This window comes from Actinocorallia aurea, assembly GCF_054783995.1.
Genome location: NZ_BAAGPQ010000029.1, coordinates 111309 through 136042 on the forward strand (window position 1 = coordinate 111309; position 24734 = coordinate 136042).

General features: G+C 72.4%; 26 protein-coding genes. 11 read left to right on the plus strand and 15 right to left on the minus strand.

Annotated features, from left to right (window positions below; genetic code table 11):
• Positions 1 to 17 precede the first annotated feature (17 nt).
• The 7 genes from ACYVOM_RS33175 to ACYVOM_RS33205 form a co-directional block, all read right to left on the minus strand.
• Positions 18 to 992: an ABC transporter permease gene (locus ACYVOM_RS33175; RefSeq protein ID WP_460307515.1), complete on the minus strand. Its 975-nt coding sequence runs from the start codon at positions 990 to 992 to the stop codon at positions 18 to 20.
• A complete protein-coding gene (locus ACYVOM_RS33180; protein WP_460307516.1) occupies positions 989 to 2488 on the minus strand; it encodes a sugar ABC transporter ATP-binding protein in 1500 nt (499 codons plus the stop codon). Before ACYVOM_RS33180 ends, ACYVOM_RS33175 begins: the two co-directional genes overlap by 4 nt.
• 1 nt (position 2489) lies before the next feature.
• Complete coding sequence (locus ACYVOM_RS33185) at positions 2490 to 2744, minus strand: hypothetical protein (protein ID WP_460307517.1); 255 nt, start codon at positions 2742 to 2744, stop codon at positions 2490 to 2492.
• Entirely contained in the window at positions 2741 to 3559 is an 819-nt protein-coding gene (locus tag ACYVOM_RS33190; protein WP_460307518.1) for a DODA-type extradiol aromatic ring-opening family dioxygenase, read from the minus strand. Before ACYVOM_RS33190 ends, ACYVOM_RS33185 begins: the two co-directional genes overlap by 4 nt.
• Positions 3559 to 5793, minus strand: a complete 2235-nt coding sequence (locus ACYVOM_RS33195) for a hydantoinase B/oxoprolinase family protein (RefSeq protein ID WP_460307519.1) — start codon at positions 5791 to 5793, stop codon at positions 3559 to 3561. Before ACYVOM_RS33195 ends, ACYVOM_RS33190 begins: the two co-directional genes overlap by 1 nt.
• A complete protein-coding gene (locus ACYVOM_RS33200) occupies positions 5790 to 7883 on the minus strand; it encodes a hydantoinase/oxoprolinase family protein (RefSeq protein WP_460307520.1) in 2094 nt (697 codons plus the stop codon). Before ACYVOM_RS33200 ends, ACYVOM_RS33195 begins: the two co-directional genes overlap by 4 nt.
• A gap of 142 nt (positions 7884 to 8025) precedes the next feature.
• On the minus strand, positions 8026 to 8520 hold the full coding sequence (locus ACYVOM_RS33205; RefSeq protein WP_460307572.1) for an ATP-binding protein: 495 nt from the start codon (positions 8518 to 8520) through the stop codon (positions 8026 to 8028).
• A 222-nt stretch (positions 8521 to 8742) separates the two neighbouring features.
• On the opposite strand from ACYVOM_RS33205, the gene ACYVOM_RS33210 reads away from it, so the two are divergent.
• The 3 genes from ACYVOM_RS33210 (at position 8743) to ACYVOM_RS33220 (ending at position 10983) form a co-directional block, all read left to right on the plus strand.
• Entirely contained in the window at positions 8743 to 9621 is an 879-nt protein-coding gene (locus ACYVOM_RS33210) for a Scr1 family TA system antitoxin-like transcriptional regulator (protein WP_460307521.1), read from the plus strand.
• Positions 9621 to 9809: a DUF397 domain-containing protein gene (locus tag ACYVOM_RS33215; protein ID WP_460307522.1), complete on the plus strand. Its 189-nt coding sequence runs from the start codon at positions 9621 to 9623 to the stop codon at positions 9807 to 9809. Before ACYVOM_RS33210 ends, ACYVOM_RS33215 begins: the two co-directional genes overlap by 1 nt.
• A gap of 199 nt (positions 9810 to 10008) precedes the next feature.
• On the plus strand, positions 10009 to 10983 hold the full coding sequence (locus tag ACYVOM_RS33220) for an NAD(+)/NADH kinase (RefSeq protein ID WP_460307523.1): 975 nt from the start codon (positions 10009 to 10011) through the stop codon (positions 10981 to 10983).
• 62 nt (positions 10984 to 11045) lie between these two features.
• On the opposite strand, the gene ACYVOM_RS33225 is transcribed toward ACYVOM_RS33220, so the two are convergent.
• Positions 11046 to 12284 (minus strand): FAD-dependent oxidoreductase, encoded by a 1239-nt coding sequence (locus tag ACYVOM_RS33225; RefSeq protein ID WP_460307524.1) that lies wholly within the window; start codon positions 12282 to 12284, stop codon positions 11046 to 11048.
• 151 nt (positions 12285 to 12435) lie between these two features.
• On the opposite strand from ACYVOM_RS33225, the gene ACYVOM_RS33230 reads away from it, so the two are divergent.
• From ACYVOM_RS33230 to ACYVOM_RS33245, 4 genes are all read left to right on the plus strand, one after another.
• On the plus strand, positions 12436 to 13092 hold the full coding sequence (locus ACYVOM_RS33230; protein ID WP_460307525.1) for a TetR/AcrR family transcriptional regulator: 657 nt from the start codon (positions 12436 to 12438) through the stop codon (positions 13090 to 13092).
• Positions 13093 to 13235: 143 nt separating this feature from the next.
• The gene (gene hemC / locus ACYVOM_RS33235) at positions 13236 to 14177 is read left to right on the plus strand and encodes a hydroxymethylbilane synthase (protein ID WP_460307526.1); all 942 of its coding nucleotides are present in this window, start codon (positions 13236 to 13238) and stop codon (positions 14175 to 14177) included.
• Between the two features lie 175 nt (positions 14178 to 14352).
• Entirely contained in the window at positions 14353 to 14946 is a 594-nt protein-coding gene (locus ACYVOM_RS33240) for a nitrilase-related carbon-nitrogen hydrolase (protein WP_460307573.1), read from the plus strand.
• Between the two features lie 59 nt (positions 14947 to 15005).
• Positions 15006 to 15530 carry a hypothetical protein gene (locus ACYVOM_RS33245; protein ID WP_460307527.1) on the plus strand — a complete coding sequence of 175 codons (525 nt, stop codon included), beginning with the start codon at positions 15006 to 15008 and terminating at the stop codon, positions 15528 to 15530.
• Between the two features lie 67 nt (positions 15531 to 15597).
• On the opposite strand, the gene ACYVOM_RS33250 is transcribed toward ACYVOM_RS33245, so the two are convergent.
• Positions 15598 to 16083 (minus strand): carboxymuconolactone decarboxylase family protein, encoded by a 486-nt coding sequence (locus ACYVOM_RS33250; protein ID WP_460307528.1) that lies wholly within the window; start codon positions 16081 to 16083, stop codon positions 15598 to 15600.
• A 168-nt stretch (positions 16084 to 16251) separates the two neighbouring features.
• Here ACYVOM_RS33250 and ACYVOM_RS33255 point away from each other — a divergent pair, with 168 nt between their 5' ends.
• Entirely contained in the window at positions 16252 to 17154 is a 903-nt protein-coding gene (locus ACYVOM_RS33255; RefSeq protein ID WP_460307529.1) for an RNA polymerase sigma-70 factor, read from the plus strand.
• Here the strand turns inward: ACYVOM_RS33255 and ACYVOM_RS33260 are convergent.
• On the minus strand, positions 17081 to 17662 hold the full coding sequence (locus tag ACYVOM_RS33260; RefSeq protein ID WP_460307530.1) for a hemopexin repeat-containing protein: 582 nt from the start codon (positions 17660 to 17662) through the stop codon (positions 17081 to 17083). The genes ACYVOM_RS33255 and ACYVOM_RS33260 overlap by 74 nt on opposite strands.
• A gap of 107 nt (positions 17663 to 17769) precedes the next feature.
• Between ACYVOM_RS33260 and ACYVOM_RS33265 the strand changes: the two genes are divergently transcribed.
• Positions 17770 to 18138 (plus strand): hypothetical protein, encoded by a 369-nt coding sequence (locus tag ACYVOM_RS33265; protein WP_460307531.1) that lies wholly within the window; start codon positions 17770 to 17772, stop codon positions 18136 to 18138.
• A 214-nt stretch (positions 18139 to 18352) separates the two neighbouring features.
• Here the strand turns inward: ACYVOM_RS33265 and ACYVOM_RS33270 are convergent, their stop codons facing one another.
• Positions 18353 to 18970, minus strand: a complete 618-nt coding sequence (locus ACYVOM_RS33270; protein ID WP_460307532.1) for a VOC family protein — start codon at positions 18968 to 18970, stop codon at positions 18353 to 18355.
• Between the two features lie 244 nt (positions 18971 to 19214).
• On the opposite strand from ACYVOM_RS33270, the gene ACYVOM_RS33275 reads away from it, so the two are divergent.
• Positions 19215 to 19967, plus strand: coding sequence for an SRPBCC family protein (locus tag ACYVOM_RS33275; RefSeq protein ID WP_460307533.1), 753 nt, complete (start codon positions 19215 to 19217; stop codon positions 19965 to 19967).
• An 18-nt stretch (positions 19968 to 19985) separates the two neighbouring features.
• Here ACYVOM_RS33275 and ACYVOM_RS33280 read toward each other — a convergent pair whose 3' ends face one another.
• The 3 genes from ACYVOM_RS33280 to ACYVOM_RS33290 all read right to left on the minus strand — a co-directional run bounded on the left by ACYVOM_RS33280 (position 19986) and on the right by ACYVOM_RS33290 (position 22778).
• Positions 19986 to 21080 (minus strand): sensor histidine kinase, encoded by a 1095-nt coding sequence (locus ACYVOM_RS33280; RefSeq protein WP_460307534.1) that lies wholly within the window; start codon positions 21078 to 21080, stop codon positions 19986 to 19988.
• Positions 21081 to 21154: 74 nt separating this feature from the next.
• Positions 21155 to 21874: an ABC transporter permease gene (locus ACYVOM_RS33285; protein WP_460307535.1), complete on the minus strand. Its 720-nt coding sequence runs from the start codon at positions 21872 to 21874 to the stop codon at positions 21155 to 21157.
• A gap of 19 nt (positions 21875 to 21893) precedes the next feature.
• Complete coding sequence (locus ACYVOM_RS33290; RefSeq protein ID WP_460307536.1) at positions 21894 to 22778, minus strand: ABC transporter ATP-binding protein; 885 nt, start codon at positions 22776 to 22778, stop codon at positions 21894 to 21896.
• A gap of 190 nt (positions 22779 to 22968) precedes the next feature.
• Between ACYVOM_RS33290 and ACYVOM_RS33295 the strand changes: the two genes are divergently transcribed.
• On the plus strand, positions 22969 to 23571 hold the full coding sequence (locus ACYVOM_RS33295; RefSeq protein ID WP_460307537.1) for a response regulator transcription factor: 603 nt from the start codon (positions 22969 to 22971) through the stop codon (positions 23569 to 23571).
• 23 nt (positions 23572 to 23594) lie between these two features.
• Here the strand turns inward: ACYVOM_RS33295 and ACYVOM_RS33300 are convergent, their stop codons facing one another.
• Positions 23595 to 24722, minus strand: a complete 1128-nt coding sequence (locus tag ACYVOM_RS33300; protein ID WP_460307538.1) for a Fic family protein — start codon at positions 24720 to 24722, stop codon at positions 23595 to 23597.
• Positions 24723 to 24734 lie beyond the last annotated feature (12 nt).

Below are 24734 nucleotides of genomic sequence, written 5' to 3' on the forward strand. Positions count from 1 at the left end.
GTTGGAGCGGTCCTGCGTCAGCGGGGTGTGCCGCGCAGGTGGTTGGTGACGGCCGCGACGAGCAGCACGGCGCCGAGCGCCACGTCCTGGAAGTGGGAGTTGATCTGGAGCAGGTTGATGGCGTTGGCGACGACGCCGAGCAGCACCACGCCCAGGGCGGTGCCGGCCATGGTCCCGCTGCCGCCGTGCAGCGCGGTGCCGCCGATGACGACCGCGGCGACCACGGTGAGCTCCAGGTGGAGGCCGCCGGTGCCGGGGCTGGCGGCGCCGAGCCGGGCGACGAGCATGACCCCGCCGAGCCCGGCGAGCAGCCCACCGAGCGTGTAGAGCAGTAGCTTGGTCCGCGCCACGGGGATGCCCGCGAGGCGTGCCGCCTGCTCGTTGCCGCCGATGGCGAAGGCGTTGCGGCCGAACGCCGTCCACCGCAGGATCAGGCCCGCCGCGACGCAGACCGCGATCGCGACGACGACCAGCGCGGGGACGCCGCCGAGGACCTCGCCGAACCCGAGCGACATGAGCGCGTTCCCGATGGAGATGCTCTTGCCGTCGATGATGAGCAGCGCAGCGCCGCCGAGGATCGTCGAGGTGGCGAGGGTGGCGACGAACGGGGTGACCCGCAGGTACGTCACGACGAGCCCGTTGACCAGGCCGATCGCCGCGCCCAGCGCGAGGGCCAGGCCCGCCGCGGTCCACTCGTTCACGCCCGCGACGATGAGCTGGGCGGTGACGCCGTGGGTGACGGCGGCGATCGCGCCGAGGGAGAAGTCGATGCCTCCGGCGGTCATGAGCAGGGTGAGCCCGGCCGCCAGGACGGCGACCACGGCGATCTGCTGGGAGACGTTGAGCAGGTTCGGCCCGGTGAGGAAGGCCTCGCTGCGCAGCGCGGTGAAGGCCCCGATGAGCAGCAGCACGGCGAGCAGGCCGGTGTGGCGGGACACGCCCGGCGGCAGGCCGAGCCGGGGCAGCCCCTTCGAGGTGGTGAGTGCGGTCAAGGGTGTTCTCCTCCTGCGGTGAGCGTGACGAGGTCGTCCCGGCTCACCTGGTCCATGGGCAGGTCGGCGACGGTGCGGCCGCCTCGGACGACGACGACGCGATCGGCGAGCCGGATCACCTCGTCGATGTCGGAGGAGCCGAGCAGGACCGCGGTGCCGCGTTCGGCGAGGCCGTCGACGATGCGGTGGATGTCGGCCTTGGCGGCGACGTCGACGCCGTTGGTCGGCTCCTCAAGGAGGCAGGCGGCAGGGTCGCCGTCGAGCCACGCCGACAGCAGCACCTTCTGCTGGTTGCCTCCGGACAGCGCGGCCACCGGCGGGTCCTGCTGGATCGCGGTGACGCCGTAGCGGTCGCGGGACTCCCGTCCCCGGGAGTGCAGGTCGCGCCAGCGCACCAGCCAGGGCCGCAGCCTGCCGCGCCGCACGAGGTCGAGGTTCTCGTTGACGCCGAGCCCGGCGACGAGCCCGTAGGAGAGCCGGTCGCCGGTGACGCAGCGCAGCCCCGCGCGCAGGGCCGCGGCGGCGCTGCCGGACCGGACCGCCGCGCCGTGCACGGCGACCGTGCCGCTCTCGGCCCGGCGCAGCCCGCTGAGCAGCGCGAACAGCTCGGACTGGCCGTCGCCTGCCGGGCCGAGGACGGCGACGACCTCACCGGCCCGGACGTCGAGGTCGAACGGCGCGAGCCGTCCGCCGCTCAGTCCGGACAGCGTCAGCACCGAGGCGCCGGGCGTGCGCGCCTTGTCGGGTCTGCCCTGCATCGGCCGGTCGCCGACCATCGCCCGCACGAGGGCGGGCAGGTCGAGCGCGGTCCCGTCCTCGACGGCGGCGACGCGCCCGTCGCGCATGACCGTCACCCGGTCGGCGAGGGAGAGCACCTCGTCGAGGTGGTGCGAGATGTAGATGATGGCCGTGCCCCGGGCGCGCAGGGTCCGGACGAGGCCGTGGACCCGTTCGGCGTCCGCGCCGCCGAGCGAGGCCGTCGGCTCGTCGAGGACGAGGACCCGGCCGCCGTGGTGGACCTCGCGGGCGATCTCGACGAGCGTCTGCTCGCCGGGCCCGAGGTCGCCCGCGAGCGCGGTGGGCGCGACGTCGAGGCCGAGGTCCGCCAGGGCGGCGGACGCCTCCTCCCGGACCTTCCGCCACAGCACCCGTCCCGCGCGGGTGGGGAGCCTGCCGAGCAGCAGGTTCTCCGCCACGCTGAGCCCCCCGACGAGCGTGCGCCGCTGGTGGACGATGCTCACCCCTGCCGCGTGGGCGCGGCGCGGCGTGAGCGGCCCCTGGCGGCGGCCGTCGATGCGGATCTCGCCGTCGTCCTGCGGGAACGACCCGCAGATCAGCTCGACCAGCGTCGACTTGCCCGCGCCGTTCATGCCGACGACCGCGTGCACCTCGCCGGGCAGCAGCGTGAAGTCCACGCCCGCGAGCGCCTGCGCGCCGCCGAACGCCTTGCGGACGCCCCGCAGCTCCAGCACCGGTGTCCCGTTCGAGACCGCCATGTCAGCCCCCGTCCTTCGCGGCCGGGTACATGTCCTGGTGGGCGACCCCGAGCACGACCATCAGATTGCGCAGCGCGACCGGGTTCATCCCCGCGTCGAGCAGCCAGGCGGCGTCCTTGCCGGTGACGGCGCGGCGCTCGGGCCCCGTCAGCCGGTAGCCGTCGAGGACGGTGTCGGGGGACTCCAGGTAGCGGGTGAGCAGGCCGGGGGTGTGCTCCAGTTCCCGGGCGAGCCGGTTCAGGCCGACGACGCTCATGACGCCACCTCGAAGGAGGCGATGCCGATCCCGACGGTCCAGGCCGGCATCGGCCGGTAGGCGTGGATCCGCGCCGGGCCGCCGGCCGCGCCCGCGGCGACGAGCCACGTGCGGATCTCCAGCGCGCCGTTGCCCGCCTCGTCCAGGATCGAGGCGTCGTCCCAGGCGAGGACCTCCTCGGCGTCGCCCCGCTCCAGCAGGCCGAGGAGGCGGCCGTCGAACTCCGGGTTGATGTCGCCGAAGCGCGGCAGCCCGACCCAGTGCGACAGGCCGCCGGTGCCGAGCACGCCGACCCGGACGCCGTCGGGCAGCGCCCGCACCGTCTCGCGCAGCGCGATCCCGAGGTCGAGGCAGCGGCGCAGCGTCGGCAGCGGAGCCGTGTTGCAGTTGACGAACAGGGGCACCACCCCGGCGGCCGCGGCCGCCGGGAGCTTGGCGAGCGGGACCATGAAGCTGTGGTCCAGCGCCATCGTGTGCGAGCGGGCCAGGTCGAAGCCTCGGGAGGTGAGGCCCTCCAGCAGCGCCCCGGCGATCTCCGGCCGCCCGGCGACGGCGCCGCCCGGGTTGCCGAACTCCGCCCAGCCCTCGTGCTCGTCGGCGACGCCGAGGCAGAAGGCCGGGTAGTTCTCCAGCCCGAACGTCTCGTAGTGGTCGGTGGCCGCGACGACGACGGCGTCGAGGCGGGCTGCGGCGATCTCGGCGTCGAGCGCGCGCCAGGCGTCGTGCAGGACGCCGGAGACCTCGGGGTCGGCGCCGGCGTTCTTGACGATCGCGCCGACGTGCGAGGTCGCCGCGGCGAGCGCGAGGCGGCCCATCACTCCTCCTTTCCGGCGAGCAGGCGGATGTCGTCGGGGTGGGCCGCGCCGATCCGGACCACGTCGGTGGCCTGGAGGCGGCCGCACGACGGGCAGGAGTAGGCGCGCAGCTCCAGGCCCTCGTCCAGGCGGGTGGCGTGGCCGAACGCGTGGACGTCGCGGCTGGTCGCCAGCGCGGCGTGTGCGCGCCACGGCTCGTCCGCGCCGGACAGGACGCACCCGCAGGCGCAGGCGATCCAGCGGCCTCCGCCCGCTTCGACGACCTCAAGGCCGTCGCCCATCGGGTGGACCCGGGTGCGCGGGCCCTGCGGCTGCGCGGGAAGGGGGAGCTCGGCGGGAAGGGCGAGGCGCGCCGCGCGCAGGCTCGCGCGCCGGGCGGCGGTGGCGTCGCCGTCGACCCTGCCGTCCGCGCCGAGGACCGCGCCGTAGAGGCGGACCGCCGCGTCGGCGGTGACGGCCCCGAAGTCGAGGTCGGCCTGGACCGCCTCGGCGGGTCGGTCGAGCGGGTCGCCCCAGCCGCCTCCGGCCTGCGGCACGGTGGCCAGGACGTCGTCGTCGCCCAGGTGGTAGAGGCCCTGGCGGCCCCGCATGACCGGGCGCTCGCCGGACAGGTCGCCGACCGAGGGGATGGTCCCGGCCGCGAGGCGGGCCTTGACGTCGCTGCCGTGCACGACCGTCCGGGTGTTCTGCGCGCCCGGGTAGCCGCCGAAGATGCCGGTGGAGTTGGGCACCTCCCAGCCGTGCGCGGAGTTCAGCGCGGTGACGTCCCGGCCGCCGTGCACGGTGTAGACCGCGCCCATGCTCATCCCGCCGCGGTTGCGGCCGGCGCCGCCGGAGTCGGCGACCAGCCCGCGCCACAGGTACATCAGAGGCGAGTCCATCTCGACGGCCTCGACGTTGGAGATCCGCTGCCGCTCGATGTTGTGCTGGCCCTGCGTCCAGGCGCCGTCGCGGTGCGAGTACGCCGCGCCGCCCGTCGCGAGACAGTCCATGATCACGTAGGTCTGGCGCGCGCCGTTCTCGCCCGCGCCGGTGAGCACGAACTTGTCCGGGCCGCCCGCCGGGCCGGCCTGGGCCTCGCGCAGCAGCTCGTCGGAGCAGGCCGCGAGCTTCGACAGGCACTCCAGCGCCGTCATCTCGACGAGCCAGCCCGCCTCCAGCGCCCCGCCGCTCACCGCCGCCGGGCGGGCCGCGTTGCAGATCAGGCCCTCGGGGCACTCGACCTCGACCGGCTGGAACAGGCCCTCGTTCCAGGGCGCGTCGAAGGCCAGCGTCGGCAGCAGCGCCGCCGCGATCCCGGCCATCATCCCGGAGTAGGCGCAGTTGATGTAGCCCTTGGCCTGCGGGGAGGAGCCGGAGAAGTCGAAGTGCAGGGTGTCGCCGCGCTTGGTGAGGACCAGATCGACCTCGTACGTGGCGTTCTGCGCCGACTGGGCCAGGCCGCCGTCGTTGTCGAGGAACGCCCGCGAGTGCAGGCGCGCGTCGGGCAGCAGCGCGAGCCGGTTGCGCAGCCGCCGCTCCGACAGGCCGATGAGGTTGGCCATGACCGTCCGGACGGTCTCCGCGCCGTACTTCTCGGCCAGCGCCGTCATCGCCCGGATCGCGGTGTTGTTCGCGCCGATGAGCGCCCGCAGGTCGAGGTTGACGGTCGGGGCCATACGGGTGTGGCCGAGGATCAGGTTCCACACGTCGGTGCGGACCTCGCCGCCGTCGACGAGCTTCGTCGGCGGCATCTGCAGGCCCTCCTGGTAGGAGTCCGTCGCGTCGATGCAGAAGCTGCCCGGGGTCATGCCGCCGACGTCGACCATGTGGCACATCGCGCCGGTCCAGGCCAGCAGCTCGCCCTCGAAGAAGATCGGCGCGATCAGGCCGACGTCCTGGGCATGGACGGTGCCCTTCCAGGGGTCGTTCACGATGAACATGTCGCCCGGGTTGATGCCGGGGGAGTCGGTGCAGTCCTCGATGACCGAGCGGGTGATGGCGGCCATGGACGAGGCGTGCGACAGGATCGTGCGGCCCATCGCGGCGACCGAGCCGTCCGGCAGGTAGAGGCCGACGTTGTAGTCGCTGGCCTCGACCACGTGGGTGGAGCCGGAGATGGCCGCGAGGGTCGCGCCCTGCTCGTCGGTGATGGCCAGGAGCCGGTGCCTGATGACCTCGAAGGTGATCGGGTCGATGGCGGATTCGGCGGCCGTGCCGGTGTCGGTGGCCGTGCTGGTGGCGGGAATGGTCACGCCTCCCCCTTGCAGTCGATGACGAGGTTGCTGTGGTGGTCGACGGCGAGCGTCTGGTTCGGGCCGAGCACGACCGTGGTGCCGGCGAACTCCAAGATCGCGGGGCCGCGCAGCGACGCACCGCTGCCCAGGCCCTCACCGCGGTAGACGCGGGTGGCGATCCGGCCCGTCTCGGGGAAGTGCACGTCGCGCTCGCCGATGAGCGCGGCGTCCGGGTCGGCCGCGCCCGGGTACTGGCCCTCGCGCACATCGGTGATCTTCACGCGGCCCTCGACGCGCAGCGTGTGGATCTCCACGCCCGCGCCGAGCAGGGCGGTGCCCGCGCCGTAGATGCGCTCGTAGGCGGCGCGGAAGTCCTCGATCAGAGCGCGCAGCACGCCGGTGGTGACGGGGCCTTCGGGGACGGTGAGGGGCAGCTCGTGCGACTGGCGGCGGAACTTCAGGTACGCGACGCGCGAGAGGCGGACGCGCGGGTCGTCGTCCAGGTCGGCGCGGCACTGGGCCGCCAGGGCGTCGAACGTGGCGGAGATGCGCGCGGCGTCCAGGTGCGCGGCGGGGTCCTGCGCGCCCGGGGGAGTGCGGTGCACCTCCGTCGTCTGGACGGCCCGGTACCGGTCGGAGGTGACGGTGCCGTAGGCGGAGTGCACCGTCGACGTCGGCGGGACGATGAGCGTCGCGATCCCGGCGGCCTCGGTGTAGGCGTAGGCGTGGGTGGGGCCCGCCCCGCCGTAGGCGTAGACGACGAAGTCGCGCGGGTCGTGGCCCTGCTCGACCGTCACCTTGCGCAGGAGGTCGGCCATCTGGTTGTCGGCGACCTTGCGGATGCCCGCCGCGGCGTCCTCGACGCTCAGGCCGAGCGGGTCGGCGACGTGCACCCGGATCGCCTTCTCGGCGAGCGCGCGGTCCAGCGGCATCCGGCCGCCGAGGAAGCGGGCCGGGTCGATGATGCCGAGCACCACGTCGGCGTCGGTGACGGTCGGGCGGTCGCCGCCGCGGCCGTAGCAGGCGGGGCCGGGCACCGAGCCGGCGCTCTCCGGGCCGACGGTCAGCACGCCCGACTCGTCCACGCCCGCGAGGGAGCCGCCGCCCGCGCCGATCGCCGTCACCTTGATCCGCGGCAGCGCCAGGTGCAGGTCGCCTACCTCGCTGACCCGCTCGACCAGCGGCTCGCCGTCGATGATGAGGCCGACGTCGAAGCTGGTGCCGCCCATGTCGGAGGTGATGACGTTGCGGTGCCCGAGGCGCTCGGCCAGCGCCGTCGAGGCCAGCACGCCGCCCGCGGGGCCGGAGGTCAGCATCGACGCCGAACGCCGTGCCGCGTCCTCGGCGCGCATGACGCCGCCGCCCGAGTCCATGATCGAGAAGTCGCCGGTGAACCCGGTGGCGCGCAGGCGGCCCTCCAGGTTGGCGACGTAGTCGCGGATGACCGGGCCGAGGTAGCTGTTGACGACCGTCGTCGCCGACCGCTCGTACTCGCCGATGACCGGGGCGACCTCGTGCGACAGCGTCGTGTAGGCCTCGGGCCACTCCTCCTCGATGATCCGGGCGGCCCGGTCCTCGTGCGCGCCGTTCACGAACGACCACAGGAACGACACCGCGAGGGCCCGCACGCCCTCGTCGCGGAGCCGCCGGAGCGTGGCGCGCACCTCGGCCTCGTCCAGCGCGACGATCTCGGCCCCCGCCGCGTCGGTCCGCTCGGTGATCTCCACGATCCGCGAGCGCGGCACGATCGGGTCGGGGTTGCGGCGGCGGCTGTAGTGCCCGGTCGCCGCGCCCATCCCGACCCACGAGGTCATCGACCGCTGGATGAGCATGGTGTCGCTGAACCCGCGCGTCGTCAGCAGCGCGGTCGGCGCGCCCTTGCGCTCGATCAGCGCGTTCGTCGCCGCGGTGGTGCCGTGCGCGAAGTAGACGACGCCCGCGCAGAACTCCCCGAGTTCCATCCCGTAGGACTCCGCCGCCAGCCGCAGCGCGTTGACCACGCCCTCGGACCTGTCCTCGGGCGTCGTCGGCGACTTGAACAGCCGCGGCGGCCGCCCGTCCCGCAGCACCACGAGATCGGTGAACGTCCCGCCCACGTCCGTGCCCACGAAGAACCGCAGACCGGAATCCGATGAATTTTCCACGCTTTCCCCACCAGAGTCGACACAAGAACGTCCAACACAGGCGCGATATGTCGCCGATATGACGCCCGCACTGCGTTGTGGGTCACACTCTGCGCGGTGGCCCACCTCACAGACAACGCCCCAGTCCGCCCTGCGGACCGGAACCGCTTCCGGGCGGAGATCGGTGGCCGACGGCCCCGGGTTCGAGCCTGAACCAGAAGGCCTTCCAGCCCCCGGGCAGCAGTTCCCATCCGTGGTCGTGCGCCAGGACCTCGACGATCGCCAGCCCGCGCCCGTCCTCGGCGTCCTCCCCGGGCATGGCCGGCGTCCGGGGCACGTCACGGGCACGGTCCGCGCAGTCGAAGTACAAGCCGCCGCCGAGCGTGGGCCGCACGGTCGCACGAAGAAGCGTGCCCCGCGCACTCGCCCGCACCGCGTTCGTCACGACCTCCGAGATCGCCAACTCCGCCGCGTCGATCAGCTCCCCCGGCACACTCCACGCCCGGCACATCATCGAAACGGCCTTACGGACGACGCCCACACTGGCGTTCTCAGCGGGGAACTCCTGCCGGTACTCGATACGCCCGCACTCAGAAAGCGGGGCGTGAGGCGATTCCTCCATTGCGGTGGCCACTTCGTCTGCCACGTCTCACCTCCGAGGGATTTCGCAAATCGGACTTATTCCGCCAGGAGTTCGATATGCGGGCAATGTGGTTGCCTGAGTTGGTTCAGGAGAAATTCCAGGAACTGTCCTCAAGAGTGGTCGTGGCCAAGTAGCCTGTCCATTGGTTTCATGCTGGTAAATGCAACTTCGGCAACCCCCGCCAACTTTGCGAGGTCGAAGATGAGTGAGGTTCTTTATCCCGATCCCGCCGGGTCGCTCTGGTACACGCTCGCGCAGGAGCTGCGGGAATTCCGCGCGGTCCTCGGGCTCACCGGAGGTGAACTCGGCCAGATCCTGCGGGTCGACAAGTCCTCGGTTTCCAAGCTCGAACACGGAAAGCTGCGCCTCAAGCCCGACCAGGCCAGGCTTCTCGACGCCTGGCAGCGGTCCCTCCTGCTGTCGAAGCTGGCCGAGGAGGGCCGAACCCGGCTCGCCAGGGCGTCCCAGCCGCTGACGCCCGGCCGGTGGGAACTGCTCGTCCTGCACGCGAGCAGAGAGCACTCCGACGACTGGAAGAAAGCCCATCAGACGCACGAAGAACGGGCATCGAACCTGCGGGTCTGGGAGCCGGCGTGGGTGCCGGGCCTGATGCAGACGCCCGAATACGCGCGGGCGAACATCCAAGGCGGCTCCCCCGAGGAGGACGTCGAGCGGCTGATCGACGATCGCCTGGAACGCCAGGAGCGGTTCTTCACCGGCCGCCGCCAGTACCTGTGGGCGCTCATCGACGAGAGCGTCCTGGACAGGTTCACCGCGCACCGGGACATCATGCGCGCCCAGCTCAAGCGGCTTCTCGAACTGTCGGAACTGGACACCATCGGCCTACGGGTCCTCCCGCGCGGACGATTCCACGCGGGCCTGGACGGCTCCTTCGAACTGATGCAGTTCGGCGACGGCTCCCACCCGATGGCCTACACCGAGGCCGCGTTCGGCTGGCGACTGGTGTCGGACGTCGCGGAAGTAGAATCGTTCGCGCTCCGCTACGACCGGCTGGGGAATTTCGCCCTCCCGGAAGACCAGACGCGAGACCTGATCCACAAGCTCATGGAGACGATCTGATGTCAGCCCCCGTCTGGCGGAAGGCCAGCTACAGCAACTCACAAGGCCAGAGCTGCGTCGAGGTCGCCGACCTCGGTCCCATGGCCGTCGGGCTCCGCGACTCCAAGCACCCCGGCCACGGCCACCTGACCGTGCCCACCCCCCAGTTCCACACCTTCCTGAACTCCCTCAAGGCGAGCGACCACTAGAACGACCAAGACAAGGCCCCAACCTCCGGGGCCTTGTCTGACTCGCGCCCGAACACCGCTCCACCTCGCGACTTCCGCGCTCCGCTCGCGCATGCCCCGCCGAGGGCGATCTGTTGGACTCGGGCCGTCCGCGTCCGCGTCTCGCTCCGGACGGGCGGGTCTCTCTCCGTTCACGGAGAGTGATCATTAGGGTGGGGGGATGGGGTCCGAGCTGCGGGGGAGCACGGTCGGGATGGTGTTGCATCCGGTGCGGGCCGTGGACCGGTCGGTGGGGGAGATCGTCGGGTTCGCCCGGGAGCACGGGCTTCGGGTGGTGGTGCGAGAGGGGGATCGGGGGCGGGTTCCGGAGTCGGTGGAGGTGGTGCCGGAAGCGGTGTTCCCCGCGGAGGTGGGGGTGGTGGTGGCGCTCGGGGGTGACGGGACGATGCTCGGGGCGATGCGGGAGCTGGTGGGGAGGTCGGTTCCGGTGCTGGGCGTCAACCACGGGCATCTGGGGTTCCTCGTCGAGGTGGAGCCGGAGGAGTTGGGGGCGGCGCTGGTGCGGTTGCGGGCCGGTGACTTCACGATCGAGCGGCACGGCTGCTTGGAGGTGGACGCGGGAGAGGCCGCGTTGGCGACGCGGTTCGGGTTCAACGACGTGGTGCTGGCCAGGGCGGGGCGGACGGGGGTCGTCTCGGTCGATCTCGCGGTGAACGACGTGCGTTACGGCTACTACCGTTGCGACGCGCTGGTGCTGTCCACGCCGGTCGGGTCGACCGCCTACAACTACGCGGCGGGCGGCCCCGTCGTCTCCCCGTCCGCCGCGGTCGTGGTGGTGACGCCCGTCGCGCCGATGGCGGGCATCGGCCGGCCGGTCGTCCTGGCCGCGCAGGACCGCATCCGCCTCACGGTGGCGGCCGACAGCGCCCCGGTGCTGGTCGACGTGGACGGCACGGCCTCGGGCGAACTGGGACACGGCGCCCTGGTCACGGCGGCGACGCGGCTGGCCGCAGGCCAGGTCGTCCGGCTCTCGGCGGGCGAGCACGCGAGCCGCAGCAGGGTGAAACTCAGCCTCCTCGACCTGCCCCTCCGCCCCGACCAGCTCCTCGAGCTCGTCCCCCCGGAGCTCCGCCGCGCCCACGAAAGCCTCCGCGGCGAACCGGGCGGCCCGCCCGCCCGCGAAGCCGGTCTCTAGCCGAGCGCGCAGACCCTAGGTCGAGGGCCCTGGTGAGCCGTGCCCGCGAGCGCGGCGGGGGTTCAGGTGGCGCTGCGGCCGAGGGCGGTGCGGAAGGCGTGCTCGGTGGCGTCGATCTCGGCGATCTGCTTGACGATCTCACCGGGTGAGGATTCTCCGACGGCCTTCTGCAGGAGGGGGGTGTGGTCGAGGATCAGGTCGCGGACCAGCTGGAGCGGCCGTGGCGCGTGGTGGAAGACCTTGCCGAGGACGAAGGCCTGCTGGACCTGGCGGGCGGTGTGCGGTTTGCGGGGGTCCTCGTAGGCCTGGAGCGCGGCGCGGACGGCCCGGTGGTCGCGCAGGTCGACGCCGGCGAGGCGGCGGCCGATGAAGTAGCCGTCTTCGGTGGCCATGCCCGCGCCGTAGGCGGCATACGGGCTGGTCGGGTGGGCGGCGTCGCCGGCGAGGGTGGCGCGGCCTCGGGACCACTGCTTCAGCGGCTTGCGGTCGCGCAGCAGCCACCGCTGGACGACGGCGGGGTCGGTGGCGGCGACGAGTCGCGCGAGCGGTGCGGGGAAGTCGCGGGCGAGCGCTGTCGCGGCGGTGTGCAGGTCCGCGGTGAACTCCTCGGCGGCGTCGTGGGCGGTGAGGATCCACCACTGGTAGCCGTCGCGGCCCTGGTGGCGGATCGAGGTCCAGGCGCCCTGGACGGTGCGGGAATGGGTGAGGACGCACATGTTGCGGGGTGCGTCGATGCCGTCGGCGAGGGTGAATCCGCCGAAGATGTGCAGATTGTGCTCACGCTTGGGCGCCTCGCCCCACAGGGTGCGGCGCACCAGGGAGTCGATGCCGTCGGCGCCCACGACGACGTCGCACTCGTGGACCGTGCCGTCGGCCATGTGCAGCGCCGCCCCGCCCTCGTCCTGTTCCAGGCGCTCCACGGACCGGTCGACCTGGAGGACACCGGGCGGCAGGGCGTCCAGGAGTCGTGCGTACAGGGCGGGGCGGAGCAGGCCGATGAACCCGCCGCCGTAGTCGCGCACGACGTCGTCGGGCAGCTTGACCTCGACGCGGCGGTGCCCGGCGAGGTTGCGGAACTCGGTGCGGCAGGGGGAGCCGAGGTCGTCGGTGTCGACGCCCATGAGGCCGAGCGCCTTGATGGGCGGCGGCCACAGGTTGAGGATGTTGCCGGCCGCTCGGGCCTGCGGGTAGCGCTCCAGGAGCGCGACCTCGTGGCCGGCCTGGTGGACCGACAGCGCGGTGGCCATGCCTGCGGGGCCGGCGCCGATGACGGCGACGCGTCCGCGCGGGGTGGATGCCATGGGGATGTCCCTCCGGGGGTGGAGTTCAGGCCGCGGGGACGGCCTGGTAAAAACTTTAGTGCATGCTAATGTTTGAGGATGATGCGGCACGGCTCACACGCCTGTCAAGGGACGGACACCGCGGGAGGATCGGTGCGCGACAATGACGGTCATGAGCGACGACAGGGCCCCGGCCGACGCCGAGCTGCTGATCCGCCCGCCGCTGCAGGAACGCAGCCGCCGGGTGTGGTCGCGGATCCTGGACGCCGGAGTGGAGATCCTGGAGGAGGGCGGGTACGAGGCGTTCACGATCGCCGCGGTGTGCGAGCGCGCCAAGGTCGCGCCCCCGACCGTCTACGCCCGCGTCGACACCAAGGACGCCCTGTTCCTCGCCGTCTACGAGCACGGCATCGCCCGCGCCCGCGCCGATGAGGCGGTCTTCGCCGACCCCGCCCGATGGACCGGGCTCACCCCCCGCGAGTTGATCGCGGGAGCCGTCGCCGAACTCACCCGCATGTTCCAGCGCCACGCCCGCTTCCTGGGCGCCGTCGTGCTGATCTCCGGCGCGCACCCGGAGATCAAACGCCGCGGCTCCGACCACGCCCACCGCATCGGCGAGGCCTTCGCCGACGTCGTACAGCGCGCCGAAGACCACATCGCCCACCCCGACCCCCGCGCCGCCGCCCTGGCCTGCTACGACACCCTCTTCTCCGCCCTGGTCCTGCGCACCGCCTACGGCCCCGGCTTCGCCGTCCCCACCACCCCCGACGAGGCCTTCACCACCCACCTCACCCGCATCACCACCGCCTACCTGCTCACCCCCGCGTAGCCCCGGACCAGCATCCCGACCCCGCCGGGATGAGGTACCCGCCGGTGACCTGGGCTACGTCGGTCGTTCCCCTCGCGACATCGACGCGGTAGGCCCCGGGACTCCTCATCGCGGTCAGGCGGTGACGGATTACGATGCCGTCCATGGCCACCCCTGATGTGATCCGCATCGTCTCCCGCGCCAGCCCGATGGCGCTCGCCCAGGTCGAGCGCACCCGCCGCGAACTCGCCGCCCTGCACCCCGACATCCGGACCGAGGTCGTGCCCGTCACGACCTCCGGCGACCGCTGGCAAGGCCCGCTGTCCGAGCTCGGCCTCGGCGGGAAGGGCGCGTTCACCAAGGAGGTGGACGCCGCGCTCCTCGCCGGCGAAGCCGACCTCGCCGTCCACTGCCTCAAGGACGTCCCCGCCGACCGGCCGCTCCCCGCCGGGACCGTCTTCGCCGGGTACCTCCAGCGCGACGACATCCGAGATGCCCTCGTCCACCCGGGCGGCCTTACCCTCGACGAGCTGCCCGAGGGGAGCCGCGTCGGGACCTCTTCGGTCCGCCGCATCGCCCAACTCGCCGCCACCCACCCGCACCTGGAGTGCGTGCCGATCCGCGGGAACGCCAACAAGCGCCTGGCGAAGCTCGACGCCGGCGAAGTCGACGCGCTCCTCCTCGCCGTCTCCGGCCTGGAGCGCATCGGCCACGCCGAGCGCATCACCGAGATCCTCACGGTCGAGCGGCTGTGCCCACCGATCGGCGCCGGAGTCCTCGCGCTCCAGTGCCGCGAGGCCGACACCGACCTCATCGAGACGATCTCAGGTCTCAGTCACGCCGACACCTGGCGGGAGGTCACCGCGGAGCGGATGCTCCTGCACGTCCTGCAGGGCCACTGCAACAGCCCCATCGCCGGATACGCCCACGCCGAGCGCGACGGCCGCCTGTCCCTGCGGGCCCGCGTCTTCTCGCCGGACGGCAAGACCATCCTGGACGCGCACGAGTGGGCAGGCCCGCTCGACCCCGCCACGCTCGGCATGTCCGTCGGCGTCGCCCTGCTCCGCCAGGGCGCCCGCGACGTGATCGACGCCATCCCACACTGAGCGGACCGTCGGACGGCCTGCTGCGCGGGCTTCTCGGCTCAGCGGGCCGCCCAGCCACCCGGCATCGACCTCAACGACTCGTCGTCCGCCCCGCCACCGAGCGCTGATCCCACCTACCGGGGGTGGGGAGCGGGTGTGCGTGTCCGTGGCCAAGACCCATGGGACGACCGTGATGATGCCCTACCCGGAGCAGGACGGGGACCGGTTCTACGACAGCATCGCCGTCGCCGACGCGGGCGGTGCGCTGATCGCGAACTACCGCAAGACCCACCTGTACGGGGCGGCCGAGCGCCGCAACTATTCCTTCGGCCAGGAACTGCCTCCGGTCGTGGAGGTCAACGGCGTCAAGACCGGCGTGCTGAACTGCTACGAGTGCGACTTCCCGCCGCTGTACCAGTACCTGGCCGAGCAGGGGGCGCAGCTCGTGGTGGGGCCGACCGCCGCGGCTGGGAGCACACCCCGGCCGGTTCCTGGCAGTACCGCGGCAACTCCGGCATCTGGGGCCCGGACGGCGAACCTTTCCTCGCCGCCGGGCCCGACGACCGCGCCGACGACACCCTCCTCATCGCCGACTGCCGGCTCGACGCCGTCCCCCCGTTCAGCCCCGAAGGCGACCACCGCCGCGACAACCGCCTGGCCCCCATCCCGACCCTGCGACCGGCGAAGTGAGAGGAGACCGCCGGAACCCGGTACACGCTGCCGGGCGGCGCCGTCACCGTCCTGCGACAGCACGCACCCGACAGCTCGGACCCGGGCCGGCACCTCATAGATCTAGATCTCGGACAGGGCCCAGGCTGGGTGGGTACTGCGTGTGAACGAAGGACGTGTATGGCTCGCCCTTATGACCCGGGACCGAAAGAGTTCGTCTTTGTTGCCGGTGACGGTGACGACCGGCGGGTTTCCGTGGGTGATCCTCAGGAAGCGTACATGGCGTTCTCCGCTTTCTTTCGGGAGCGGGATTCCGGGATCTACACCATCGAAGACATGGGCCAGAAACTCGTGCTCATGCCCGGTCAAGGGGTGATCGCCCGGATCGAAGTGGCGGACCGGCGCCGGTTCGCACGCCTCAAGGTCGATAGGGCCAATCGCTACATGCCTGCCGCGATGCTGTTCTTCGAGAACGGATATGCCGGGCTCGACCACTTCGGCCAATGGTTCCCGGACCTCGCCGATCTCGACGCGTCACCGGAGGCTCGCGGTGCCCTCCGCGCCGAGCTTCCGGCTCTGCTCGGAGGCTGCAGCCCGCTTCAGGAACGCCCCTATGGACGACGACGAGCAGGTACCCGGCGAGAGGTCATCACCGCCGACCCCCTCGAACGCCTCCTGGAGTCCCTGATCACCGCACCGTCCTGACCAGCGGCCCATGCACCCGCCTTTGACGAGACCGGCCCCGATGCGCATCGGGGCCGGTCTCGGTGTGTCAGGTGGTGACGGTGGTCAGGTTGCCGGGCACGTAGGAGCCGCCCTGGTTGTTGAGGATCACGCCGAGGCGGTTGGTCGCGTTGATCATGGCGATGAGGGAGACGAGGGCGACGGCCTGCTCCTCGTCGTAGTGCGCGCGCACCCGGGCCCAGGTCTCGTCGGTGACCCCTCCGTTTCCGTCGGTGATGCGGGTGCCCTCCTCGGTGAGGGCCAGTGCGGCCCGCTCGGCGTCGGTGAACACCGTGGAGTGCCGCCAGGTGGCGACGAGGCTGAGCCGGGCCGCGTCCTCGCCGGCCGCGGCGGCGTCCTTGCTGTGGATGTCGACGCAGAAGCCGCAGCCGTTGATCTGGCTGGCTCGCAGCTGCACCAGCTCCTGGGTGGATCCGGGCAGCGGCGACTCCTGGATGACCTGGCTGACGGCGTACATCCGCTTGCCGACCTTCGTGCCGAGCGCGGTGTCGAACAGGTTCATACGGGTTTCCATCGGGCTTCCTCACTCGTCGTGTGGCTGATGGCCATAAGGCGCCGATGGCCGCACTCCCGTGACAAGGGATCGATGTGACGTGGATCATAGGGCTGTGCTGTCACGGAACCGGGGTGGGCGGCGTCCCGTGTACGACCACACGCAGCGCGCCAGAAGTCGGGAGCAACGATGACGAACAGGGATGCCGGTACCGCAGCGGGGGCGGCCACGGCCACGGCCACCGAGAGCTTCGTCGCGCACCGCAATCTGCTCTTCACGGTGGCCTACGAGATGCTGGGCTCGGCGGCCGACGCCGAGGACGTGCTCCAGGAGACGTGGCTGCGCTGGTCGGGCGTCGAGCACACCGCGGTCCGCGACCCGCGCGCCTTCCTGGTCCGCATCACCACCCGCCAGTCGCTGACCCGCCTGCGCACGCTCCGCCGCCGCAAGGAGTCCTACGTCGGCCCGTGGCTGCCCGAGCCGCTGCTCATCGCGCCCGACGTGGCCGAAGACGTCGAGCTCGCGGACAGCGTCTCCATGGCGATGCTTCTCGTCCTGGAGACCCTGACGCCGACCGAGCGTGCCGTCTTCGTGCTGCGGGACGTCTTCAACCTCGACTACGACGAGATCGCGCAGGCCGTCGACAAGACCCCGCCCACGGTCCGCCAGATCGCGCACCGCGCGCGCACCCACGTCGCCGCGCGCCGCCCTCGCGAGACGGTCTCCCCGGCTCAGACCCGCGACGTGCTCGCCGCCTTCAGACAAGCGGTGGAAACGGGTGACCTGACCGGGCTCCTCACCATGATCGCCCCGGACGTCGTCCTCCTGACGGACGGCGGCGGAGTCGTCCGGGCCGCCGTGGAACCGGTGGTGGGTGCGGAAGAGGTGATCGAGGTCCTGGCCAGGCTCAGCGGCGCCCTGCTGCAAGCGACCCTGGTCAACGGCCATCCGGCTCTGATCATCCGCCGCGACGGCCGGATCGACACGATCGTGGCCCTCCGCCTGGACGCGGGCCTCATCACCGGCCTCTACGCGGTCCGCAATCCCGAGAAACTGTCCCGCCTGAACCGCGAGACGACGATGGTCCGCTGACGCCACGACCGTCACCCGGGCCCCACATCGGCAGCAGCCGGACGTCGGGGGCGCGGAAGGCCGCGTTCACGCCGTCGCGGAACGCCTCGGGCAGGTTCGTGAACGGCGGCTCCTGGCGCAGGTTCACGGCGGTCTTCTTCGGATATCCGGGGTCGACCGCCGCGTACTCGGGCCCGGTGTAGCGGACGTACCGGTCACCGGAGAACAGGTAGGTGTAGGTGTCCTGCCAGACGAACGCGGCGTCCACCGTGCCGCCGGGGGCGACGAACGGGTTCTGCGACACGCCCCAGTGGTCGCGGATGGGGGACCGCTCACCGAACGCGCGGTCGGCGTAGCGCTCCCGGTAGCAGCGCACGATGACGGCGATCTCACTCTCGGCGACGCCGATCCGCCCGGCCAGCCGGAACCTGTAGTCCTGGTTGCGGTCGGCGAGGATGTCGCCCGAACAGCCCTGGACGTCGTCGTCCTCGATCGGCACGGCGAGCCGGCAGACGTCGGTGACGTCCATGCCGTGGTCGCGGTGGAGCCGGAGCGCGGCGGCAATCGCCCGGAGGTCGACGTCCCCGCCGCCGTAGGCGTCGAGGAGCCTGCCGAATGTCGGGGAGGTCGAGACCGGTGAGCCGGGCGAGCTTCACGAAGCGGTGCGCGCGGTCCAGCCAGGCCGCCTTGTCGGCGCCGTTCCAGGCGAGTTTCGCGCCGCCCGGCGTGAGCGCGGGCCAGGAGGTCGTGGTCCAGCTCCACGGCGAACAGCCGGTACAGCTCCTCCGGCGTGACCTGGAGGACGTCGAGGTGCTGCTGGAGGCGGGCGTCGTCCAGCGCGAACGGAAGGGCCGTCGGGTGCCGTCGGGTGCGCAGGCCGTCGTAGGGCCGCTCGCCGAGCAGCCCTTCGAGCACCTCGTTGACGATGTCGAGATACGGCCCGCCGCCCCGCGAAACCGGAGAGCCGACCGAGACCTCCCTGCCACGCAGATCGGACAGCCGTAACTCCGCACAGCTCTTCTTAGGCCCGACCCCACCGCCACCGACCGCAGCCCGAAACCCCACGACACCGCCCCTGTAGTGCCGACCGCCGGTCCAGGACCGGCCACCCCATGGCCGGATCAGGCCAGTGATCATCATTTCGGGGAGAGGGACCGCCTTCTTGTGCACCGGCCCGCGCCGGTGGCGGTTCGCCGTCGAACGCGGGCCGGGCGCGCCCTCACCGAGGGGGCTCGGTGCCGGCCTGCTCGCTCACCATGTAGGCGGCGTACCAGTCGGGCCAGTCCGGGTCCTCGGCGCCGGTGCGGGACTCGTGTTCTCCGTGGGCGGCGGCCGCGCGGCGGAGGGCGCTCGCGAGGTCGTCCTTCGAGGAGAAGGCGGTGACGGAGGGGTCGAGGCGGCCCGGGAGCCGCTTCGTCACCTGCTGGAGGACCCAGCCGTTGCCGTCGGGATCGCTGAAGGACAGGAACGAGCCGTAGCTGCCGCGTTCCGTGGATGGTCCGGGGACGCGGGCGGCGGTGCCCGCGTGGTGGAACACCCCTCCGGCGTCGTGGAAGATCTCGCTCGGGTCGGCGCCCTTCGCGCACAGCTCCTCGCGGGCCGCCGCGAGGTCGCTGACGACCAGGTGCAGCCCCCGCGCCGACCCCGGCGCCTGCTCGGTGACCGACGTGCCGAAGATGACCGACGCGGCCGACCCCGGCGGCGTCACCTGCACCACCCGGAAGTCCGGCCCGGTCGCGACGTCGGCGTCGAGGCGCCACCCCAGCCCCGTGTAGAAGTCCTTGGCCCGTCCCACATCCGCCACCGGCACCACGACGACTTCCAGTTTCATGTCCATGCCCCGCGCCTCCCGCGCTCGCCCCGGTCCCGGCGCCCCACCGGGACCAATCAGAGCCTTGCCCCCGGCCCTTCCCCACACACCCCGGTACCCACATGAATGACCCACGACCGCGCCGCCCATCCGTCTGGTGAGGGCGGGGTGGGAGGGGGTAGGGGGACGGTGGGGGCGGCGACGTTGGGAGGGGAGTGGGATGGGCGGGGTTCGGCGGTGGCTTGATGATGAGGGCGGGAGGTGCCGGGTGGTGGTCGAGGCGGAGGTGGCCGGGACGGCGGAGCAGGTGTGGGAGGCGGTGGCGACGGGGGCGGGCATCGAGGCGTGGTTCGTGCAGGCCGAGGTGGTGCCCCGGGTCGGCGGGAGGATCGTCACCTACCACGGGATGTTCGGGGAGTCCGAGGGGGTGGTGACGGCGTGGGAGCCGCCCGTGCGGTTCGCCTACGACGAGCCCGACTGGAGCGGGCCGGACACGCCCGTGCCGGTGTGGCGCACCGAGGTCACCGTCGAGGAGGGGCCGGGCGGGGGCAGGGTGGTGCGCCTGGCGTCGGGCTTCCTGGAAGGCGGCGACGCCTGGCGCGAGGACATCGAGGGCACCTTCGACGGTTGGGAAGGCGCGCTGCGCAACCTCCGCCTCTACCTGGAGCACTTCGCCGGGCTTCCCACGACGACGCTGCTGGTGCAGCGCGAGTCGCCCGAGGGCGCCGCGGTGCCGGACGCGGTCGCCGAGGCCGGGCTGCGCGACGTCCAGGTCGGCGCCGAGGCCGCGACGGTCCCGCCCGCCCCGCACGCGCGCGGGATCGTCGAGCACGTCGGCGAAGACTCCGTCGTGCTCCGCATCGCCGAGCCGTCGCCCGGACTCCTGGAGGTCGCGACGTTCCGCTACGGCGGCTCCGCCGGCATCGCCGTCTCCGCGCACCTGTACGGTGCGGGATCCCGCGAGATCCGCGACCGTGCGCAGCAGGCCTGGCAGGCCTGGGCGAACTCCCTCGCGGGCTCGTGACGGCCGCCGTCCCGTCGGTCACGGGGGAAACGCGACGGTGGTGCGGAAGGTCGTGGCCGTCTGGGTGACGGTCAGGGTGGCGCCCTGCGCGGCGAGCCTGTCGCGGAGTGCGGCGAGGCCGCTGAGACGGGGCGGCGCGGCCGAGCGGAGGCCGTCGTTGGTGACGGACAGGCCCGAGGCGGTCAGCGCGATGTGCACCTCGGTGGCGTCGGAGTGGCGCAGGATGTTGGTGGTGGTCTCGCGCAGGACCTGGCCGAGGGCGTCGCTCACGCGGGGGTCGACCTCGCCCGCGCGCTCGACGCGGACGCGGATGCCGGCCGCCTCGAAGAGGTTCTTGGCGTTCTCCAGTTCGGCGGTGAGGTTGAGGCGGCGCTGGGCGTAGGCGAGGTCCTTGGTCTGGGCGATGGTGGCGCCGAGGAGGTCGCGGACCTCGTGGAGTTCGCGTTCGGCGTGCCCGAGGTCGGTGTGCAGGAGGCGCTCGGCCAGGGCGACCTTGAGCTTCACCACGTGGAGGGTGTGGCCCTGGATGTCGTGCAGGTCGCCGGCGAAGCGGACCCGTTCGCGCATCACGGCCACCTCCGCCTCGCGCTCCCGGGCCCGCTCCAGCTCCCCGACGAGATCGTGGACCGCGTAGGCGAGGATCATGAGGACGGCCCCGGCCGCGCCGACGCACAGGCTGACCAGGACATACCGGATGAGGACGTCGATCGTGCCCGTGCGCGCCAGCTTCAGCGCGAACACCGCGGCGGCGAACACGGCGACCCCCGCGACGACCGCGGTCCTGCGGCGCGGCAGCTCGAAGAAGACGATGGTCGCGGTGATGGCGAAGCCGTAGGCGGCCTGCGTGGAGTCCGCGGCGAGCACCCCGGCGGCCCAGATGCCCCCGGTGCAGACGAGACCGGCCAGCGCCACGCGGGCGAAGCAGCCGGAGTCCCACCGGTTGATGACGACGAGCGTGACGACGAGGCCCGCGCCCAGAAGGAGGGCCTCGCCCCAGGAGTCCGCGTCGGTCGCGACGAGCAAGGCGCCGACGGCCGCGATCGAGCCTGCCACGATGCCGCGGTTGAGGACCCGCAGCCGGCTCTGCGCCTCCTCGGTGCCCTCGGATGCCATCTCCGCCCCCTCTCCGAGCTCGTGTCCATTCTCGGCGTGCGTAATCCTCCCCGTCCGGCCGGTGCGCGGACGGGTCAGCGGCGCGGCTCCCAGCGGAAGAGCCGGACGGCCAGCGTGACGGAGACGGCGATCCACCCCGCCGTCGCCGCCAGCCGGAGCAGCACCTCGCCCGCGGACGCCCCGCCGCTCCAGGCGCGGGCCGCCAGATCGGCCGCGGCCCCGCCGGGCAGCAGCAGCTTGACCGCGGTGAGGTCGGCGGTGCCGGTGGTCCCGACCCAGATCGCGACGGCGATCACGCCGAGGATGACGGGCAGGGTGGTGACCTGCGCGTGCTCGGGGGATCGGGTCAGCCCGGCCGTGGCCAGGGCGAGGCCGACCATCATGGCCGTCACCGCGAGGACCGCCGCCGCGAGCGGCACGGGGTCGGCCGGCGCGCCGCCGACGAACGCGAGGACGGCGAGCAGGGCGGCGATCTGGACACCGGCGACGGCGGTGATCGGCAGGAGCATCCCGGCGAGGAGGGCGGCGTCGCCCGTCGCGGTGGAGCGCAGCCGCTTGAGGAAGAGGTTCTGGCGGCGGGACGCCAGGGTCGTCACGGCCGAGGAGTAGAGCCCGAGCGCCCCGACGGTGAACACGAGGACCGCGGCGATGTAGCCGAGGCCGCCCGCTTCGGCGAAGAGCTCGCGCTGACGGATGAGGAAGACCGCCGAGACCGTCGGCAGGAGGAATCCGGTGATCAGGATCAGCCGGTTCCGGAGGATCTGGCGCAGCTCGCTGCGGGCGAGGGAGAGCATCGCGAAGGCCTTTCGGGGGCTAGCGGGAGGCGAGGGAGCGGAAGACGTCGTCGAGCCGGGTCGGTCCGGCCTCCAGGTCGCGTGGCTCGATTCCGGCGTCGCGGGCCCACTGGAGCAGGGCGTACAGGTCTTTCGGCAGGTCGAAGGTCTCGATGAGGAAGCCGCCGTCGCCGTCGCGGCGGGCGGGCGGAGGCGGAGTGGGAGCCTGGTCGGGGAGCCGGAAGCGGATCTCGGCCGGGAGCGCCCGCGTCAGCTCGGCGACGGTGCCCTCCCGGTGCAGCGAGCCCCGGTGCATGAGGCCGATCCGGTCGGCGCGCTCCTGGGCCTCCTCCAGGTAGTGCGTGGTGAGGACGACGGTGGCGCCGTCCTCGCGCAGCCGGTCCACGGTGGCCCACAGATCGTCGCGGGCCCCGACGTCGAGGCCGGTGGTCGGCTCGTCGAGGATCAGCAGGTCGGGCGTCCCGTACGCCGCGGTGGCGAAGTCCAGGCGCCGCTTCTCGCCGCCGGACAGCTGCGACACCCTGGTCCCGGCCTTGCGGGTGAGGCCGACGACGCCGAGGACGCGGCTCGCGGTGTCGGCGCGCCCGGAGAGCCGCCCGAGGAGCCGGACGGTCTCCTCCACCGTCATCTCGGGGGAGAATCCGCTCTCCTGGAGCATGATCCCCGTCCGGGTCCGGACGGCGCGCCGGTCACGCGGGTCGCGGCCGAAGATCCGGACGCTGCCGGAGGAGGCCGCGCGGTGCCCCTCGACGACCTCCAGGGCCGAGGTCTTGCCCGCGCCGTTCGTGCCGAGCAGCGCGTAGAGCTCGCCGCGCCGCACCTGGAAGGACAGGTCCCGCACGGCGTGGAAGCCGCCGTAGGTGACGCCGAGCCGGTCGACGTCGATCACTGGTGTGGTGGACATGGGTTCGATTCCACCCGCCGCGGCGTCCGCCGGTCAGTGCCGCCGTGTCATCACCCGGGCATGACATTCCCGTGGGCCGGACCATGACACGGTGTCACTGGTGGCCCGCCGGGGAGCTGGGAATACTGGGGACGCCGGTACCGCCGCGCCGTCCTCGCCGCGCCGCCCGCCGGGCAGGAAGGGACGACCGATGACCACCGTGGTGCTCGCCGACGACGAGGCGCTCCTGCGCAAGGCCCTCGTGGCGCTCCTGCCGCTCGAAGGCGACATCACCGTCCTCGCCGAGGCCGAAGACGGCGACGCCGCCGTCCGGGCGACGCTGGCGCACCGCCCCGACGTGCTCGTCATCGACCTGGAGATGCCCGGCGTCGACGGACTCGACGCGGTCGCCAGGATCCGCAGGGAGCTGCCCGACCAGGCGATCCTCATGCTGACCCGGCACGCCCGCCCCGGCGTGCTGCGCAGGGCGCTCCGCCTCGGCGTGCAGGGTTTCGTCAGCAAGTCCGCCGAGCCCGCCCACATCACCACGGTGATCCAGTCCCTGAGCGAGGGCCGCCGCTGGATCGACCCTGACGTCTCCGCCCGCGCCGTCATCGACGACTGCCCCCTCACCGACCGCGAGATCGACGTCCTGCGCGCCACCCGCGACGGCTACTCCGTCGCCGAGATCGCCGCCCGCCTCCACCTCGCCGAAGGCACCGTCCGCAACTACCTCTCCAACACCCTCCAGAAGACCCAGACCCGCACCCGCCACCAAGCAGCCCGCTACGCCTGGCAACACGACTGGCTCTGACCCCGCGGGGAACCGCGGGCCGGCTACGGCCGGTAGGGCGCGACCAAGGTGATCGGGGTGCGGGCGAGCGTGAGGGCGTCTTCGGGGAACCGCGGGCCGGCCGTGTAGTACCGGGCTCGGGTGCGGCCGACGGGGGTGAGGAGTCCGGCGGCGACGAGGTCGCGGAGATCACGTTGGGCCTGCTGCGTGGTGAGGGCCTCGGCGTGTTCGTAGCGAAGGCGGCGGACGCGCTCGACCATGGCGACGTCGTGGAGCGCGGAGACGACGCGTTCGTCGAAGGAGGCCGCGAAGTCGGCGAGGGCGGCCCACACCTCGGCCGAGCGGTCGAGGCGTGCCTGCACCGTCTGGGCCTGCTGATGGTAGGCGGTGAGGTTGAAGCGGATCCAGCCGTGGACATCCTGGTCGGGGAGGTAGGTGGTGCCGCGGGCGGCGAGTTCGCGGTAGTACTCCCAAGTGTTGCCGGGTCGGCCGAGCCAGGCCTCGATGGAGGTGAACTCGGGTGCGAGGACGCCTTCGCGGGCGATCATGAGGGTCTGGAGCGACCGGGACATGCGGCCGTTGCCGTCGCTCCACGGGTGGATCGACACCAGGTGCAGGTGGGCCATCGCGGCGCGGACCAGCGGGTGGCTGCCGTCGTCTTCGTTGAGCCAGTCGACGAGTTCGGCCATCAGGGCGGGGACGTCGCCCTCGTCGGGGGCGGTGTAGGCGGCGATGCGGGGGTCCCGCGCGTCGGTGACGTAGACGGGGCCGCGTCGCCACTGCCCGGCCGGCCTGCGGGCGGAGTGGCGGTGGCCTTGCAGCATCCAGTGCAGCCCGTTGAGGAACCCCTTGCTGTAGCAGAAGTCGCCCGCGTCGTTGAGGCTCTGGATGTAGGTCATCATGTGCTGGTAGGCCAGCGTCTCGGCGCGATCCTCTTCGGACACCTCGACGTCGCGCTCGCCTTCGATCAGGTCGGCGACGTCGATGGTGGACACCCGGAAGCCCTCGATCGAGTTCGACGCGGCGACCGCATCCGCGGTGAGGAACTTCCGCAGCCCGTCAGTCCATTTCGTCGGGACGCGTACTTGGTTGCGGAGTACTTGGCGCATCCGCTCGATCTCCTCGACAACGCGCCGGTCGTCCGTGTCGAGCGCCGGTGTAGGGAACAGCATGTATCAATGATG